Origin of the sequence: Acinetobacter entericus (genome assembly GCF_026168575.1) — a bacterium.
Classification (GTDB): Bacteria; Pseudomonadota; Gammaproteobacteria; order Pseudomonadales; family Moraxellaceae; genus Acinetobacter; species Acinetobacter bouvetii.
Genome location: NZ_JAPEQW010000080.1, coordinates 1 through 2598, shown reverse-complemented (window position 1 = coordinate 2598; position 2598 = coordinate 1). Strand labels below are relative to the sequence as shown.

Genomic DNA, 2598 nt, shown 5'->3' with positions numbered 1-2598 from the left:
AAAGCATGGGAACCGGCAGAAAACAAAATTGAACGGGCGCGCCGCATATGTGTACGAGCACAGATGGGCTTTGGATCTGCTGGAGCCACAAAGGGCATCACAGGGTTTCGAATCGATACAAAGCGCCAATATGGAACAGCACAAGCGCTATGGGCTACCTATCCTGAACATTTGCAGCTTATTGGCCAGCGCTTGAGTCGCGTGCTTATTGAGAATCGTCCAGCCATTCAAGTTTTAAAAGATCATGATGCTGAATCGACTTTGCACTATGTAGATCCGCCATATGTGATGGACACACGTTACGACGGTGCCAAGACGGGCCGAATTTACAGACATGAAATGAGTGATAAAGATCATCAAGATTTACTAAGAACATTACTCGAGCTGGAAGGCATGGTCATGCTTTCGGGTTATCCGAATGAAATGTATGACGACATGCTGGCTGGTTGGAAGCGTATTGAAACTAAAGCGCGTATTTCATCTGGCCGTGGCACAGATACAAGAATTGAATGCTTATGGATGAATCCTGCAGCGGCTCAACCTGATTTATTCGGTGGTGCCGCATGAACGAGCGCCAAGCCAATTACGCCAAAGCTGCAGTACTAAACCGTGGCATAGACACACTGCTGGCAATCAAGCATATGCCAGTGGCTACTACGACCGAGATCCAGCAGCAAGTCATGCCGGACTTATCCCGCCGCGCGGTGCAGCGGTATCTGAAAACGCTTGCTGATATTGGGCTGATTTACATCGTCGGCAGCGGGGATCGTGAATATCGGTATTACTTGAGCGGAAAAGCAAAACAGTTATTTGGGGTGAGCCAATGAACCTAACAATCGAACAAATGCGGGAAATTGTGGATGGGGCGCCATCAAATGCGGAGAGTTATGAGAATGGATACTACTTCCGTGAAACACCTGAATTTATGTTTCACAACGGAATTCATGAGCAGTGGAATATTACTGACAATGATGGCTTGTATTTTAGAACTAAAGGTTTTCATCCAGTTTTAATCTCTGACCTCCGCGCCACCATCGCAGACCATGACCGCACTGACTTTGTATCAGACATTCGGAATCATATTGCGCCGACTACGAGGGTGATTGAAGGATGAATAACAAAGACTTTTTAATCTGCCTATTACTAAGCGTTTTCGTATTTTTTGCAATCAAGTTTTTCTGGAAATGGGCAAGCGGTGGATTTAACAATGGTGCTGTTTGGGAATGGATGAACCGAGGTTTTAGTTTTGGACTAGGTTTTTTTGCTTCGCTAATCCTTGTCATTTTAATTTTCAAATTGGTTGTGGGTGGTTGAGCGTGGCTAATATCACAACCGAAATCACACATTTGACTATTGAAGACACAGGATATGGGCATAGCAGCGTTTCTGTTCAAGATGTGAAGAATGAGGATTTTCTCTTAGTAAAAATTGATGAGCTGGAAATCAAAATTGAATTAAGTATTGCTTTGGCTATATGCACTGAGTTGGCAGAGCAATTCAAGTTTGGCTTAGTAGATTTGGAACGAGGTGAGCATGAGTGAACACGAGCAATGGTTTAAAAGCCTAAATGCAAATGGGGAAACTCTTTATTTCCTTGGTAATGAACACAAGGTTTCCGAAATGGCATGGGATTTTCAGCAAGCCAAAATTGATGCACTTAAAATCCAGCTAAACAGCATGGAGCAGTGTTACATCCAAATGAAAAAAGAGCGGGATGAGTTGCAGGGGCGATTAGAGGCAGTCGATGCACTAAGTCGAATGAGAGCTGCTGTTATTGGCTCTTGGAAACGTGAAGAAATTAGCATCAAGGTTCGAAAAGCAATTTCCTGTTTGGCTGATAAAGAAAAAATCCTGCGAGGTGAGCATGAGTAAACGCAAATACTTAATTATTCATAAAGTTCGTCGAATTAATCGAGTTTGGTGTGTTGGTTATGACTGTGGTGGTTTCTGGCACTTACTGGAGCAAGTTAAAACAAGGTCAGAGGCGAATGAGCTGGCGGATCATTTTGATGATGCACTAAATGGATTGCTTGAATGACCAGCATCCCACTCGCTGAATATCACGCTCAATATGCGCCCAAGGCTAAAGCTAAATCAGGGCGCAGCAAATACAACGCACAGCGTATTGAAAAGGACGGAATGAAGTTTGATAGCGTCAAAGAATACAAGCGCTATATCGAGCTTACAGCGTTAATGCAGCGGGGAGAAATTTCAGAGCTTAAGTGTCAGTTCAAATTTGTCTTGGCACCCAAAGTGAAACTGGAGGGAGAGAAAAGGGCAAAACCTGAATTGAGGTATTTCGCAGATTTCACATACATCGAAAATGGGGCCTTTGTGGTTGAGGATGTGAAGTCGGCGATAACGCGGAAGTTGGCGAGTTATCGCAATAAGAAACACTTAATGAAAACAGTACACGACATCGATATTAAAGAAGTTTGAGGGCAGGGTATGGCATTAGTAGAAGTTTGGTATAAAGAAATTACAGGCAAGCTATATGCGGTTGGTGATATTCATGGTTGCTACAACTTGCTTATGAATCGCTTGAATGAAATCGGTTTTGATTTTGAAAATGACCTGCTTGTTGCGGTTGGTGATCTT

Annotated in this window: 9 protein-coding genes; all 9 read left to right on the top strand. The window is 43.5% G+C overall.

Translation table 11 applies throughout. The features are described from left to right. On the top strand, window positions 1-567 hold a 567-nt coding region (locus OKC24_RS19450), incomplete at its 5' end, for a DNA adenine methylase (protein WP_265466264.1). After that, complete coding sequence (locus tag OKC24_RS19445; RefSeq protein WP_265466263.1) at window positions 564-827, top strand: helix-turn-helix domain-containing protein; 264 nt, start codon at window positions 564-566, stop codon at window positions 825-827. The genes OKC24_RS19450 and OKC24_RS19445, both read left to right, overlap by 4 nt. After that, window positions 824-1114, top strand: a complete 291-nt coding sequence (locus tag OKC24_RS19440; RefSeq protein WP_265466262.1) for a hypothetical protein — start codon at window positions 824-826, stop codon at window positions 1112-1114. The genes OKC24_RS19445 and OKC24_RS19440 overlap by 4 nt, the downstream gene beginning before the upstream one ends. Then, a complete protein-coding gene (locus tag OKC24_RS19435) occupies window positions 1111-1314 on the top strand; it encodes a hypothetical protein (RefSeq protein WP_265466261.1) in 204 nt (67 codons plus the stop codon). Before OKC24_RS19440 ends, OKC24_RS19435 begins: the two co-directional genes overlap by 4 nt. 2 nt (window positions 1315-1316) lie before the next feature. Continuing rightward, window positions 1317-1541: a hypothetical protein gene (locus OKC24_RS19430; RefSeq protein ID WP_130148810.1), complete on the top strand. Its 225-nt coding sequence runs from the start codon at window positions 1317-1319 to the stop codon at window positions 1539-1541. Further along, a complete protein-coding gene (locus OKC24_RS19425) occupies window positions 1534-1872 on the top strand; it encodes a hypothetical protein (protein WP_130148808.1) in 339 nt (112 codons plus the stop codon). Before OKC24_RS19430 ends, OKC24_RS19425 begins: the two co-directional genes overlap by 8 nt. Beyond that, window positions 1865-2038: a hypothetical protein gene (locus tag OKC24_RS19420; RefSeq protein ID WP_165381221.1), complete on the top strand. Its 174-nt coding sequence runs from the start codon at window positions 1865-1867 to the stop codon at window positions 2036-2038. Before OKC24_RS19425 ends, OKC24_RS19420 begins: the two co-directional genes overlap by 8 nt. Beyond that, complete coding sequence (locus OKC24_RS19415; protein ID WP_265466260.1) at window positions 2035-2439, top strand: DUF1064 domain-containing protein; 405 nt, start codon at window positions 2035-2037, stop codon at window positions 2437-2439. The genes OKC24_RS19420 and OKC24_RS19415 overlap by 4 nt, the downstream gene beginning before the upstream one ends. A gap of 9 nt (window positions 2440-2448) precedes the next feature. Beyond that, window positions 2449-2598: metallophosphoesterase (locus tag OKC24_RS19410; RefSeq protein WP_368859742.1), on the top strand; the 150-nt coding region annotated here is incomplete at its 3' end.